The organism is Pelagibacterium lacus (assembly GCF_003345525.1).
Taxonomy (GTDB): domain Bacteria; phylum Pseudomonadota; class Alphaproteobacteria; order Rhizobiales; family Devosiaceae; genus Pelagibacterium; species Pelagibacterium lacus.
The window spans coordinates 1-885 of sequence record NZ_QQNH01000073.1; the positions used below are offsets into that span (position 1 = coordinate 1).

General features: G+C 64.5%; 1 protein-coding gene. It reads left to right on the top strand.

The genetic code is table 11. The features are described from left to right. Nucleotides 1–885 (top strand): biotin/lipoyl-containing protein (locus tag DVH29_RS16100; RefSeq protein WP_114647196.1); only part of this gene is annotated, 885 nt, incomplete at its 5' end.

The window sequence follows — 885 nt, forward strand, 5'->3', positions numbered from 1 at the left end:
ACCCGCTGGCACGCAGTGGCCCAGACCTATGCCGACGTCAACCAGATGTTCGGCGACATCGTCAAGGTGACCCCGTCCTCGAAAGTGGTGGGGGACATGGCGCTGGCCATGGTGTCGTCCGGTCTCACCCGGTCGGACGTCGAAAACCCCGACAAGGAGATCGCCTTCCCCGATTCGGTGGTGGGGTTCTTTGCCGGCGATCTCGGCCAGCCCCCCGGCGGCTTCCCCCAAAAGCTGCAAAAGAAGGTCCTCAAGGGCAAGACCCCGCTGACCGCGCGCCCCGGCTCCTATCTGGCCCCGGCCGATCTCGAAGCCGAGCGCAGGACGGCGGAAGAAGCGACGGGGATGGAGATCGACGATTACCGCCTCGCCTCCTATCTCATGTACCCGAAGGTGTTCACCGAGTTCGCCCGGGCGCAGGACCTTTACGGCCCGACCGAAGTGCTGCCCACCCCGGTCTATTTCTATGGGCTGAGCCCGTCCGACGAGATCCTGGTCGATCTCGAACCGGGCAAGACCATGGTGGTGCAATTCCTCAGCCGGTCCGAGACCAATGACAAGGGCATGGTGCGGGTGTTCTTCGATCTCAACGGCCAGCCGCGCACCATCGCGGTGCCCGACCGGCTGACCTCGGGCACACTCCAGGCCCGCCCCAAGGCCGACCCAAACGACCCCAAACAGGTCGGCGCCCCCATGCCCGGGGTGATCTCCACCCTCGCCGTGCAACCCGGCCAGACCATCGCGCCCGGCGACGTGCTGCTCAGTATCGAAGCCATGAAAATGGAAACCGCACTCCACGCCGAAACCGGCGGAACCATCGCCGAAATCCTCGTCAGACCCGGAGACCAGATCGACGCAAAAGACCTCCTCATAACAATCGGGTAG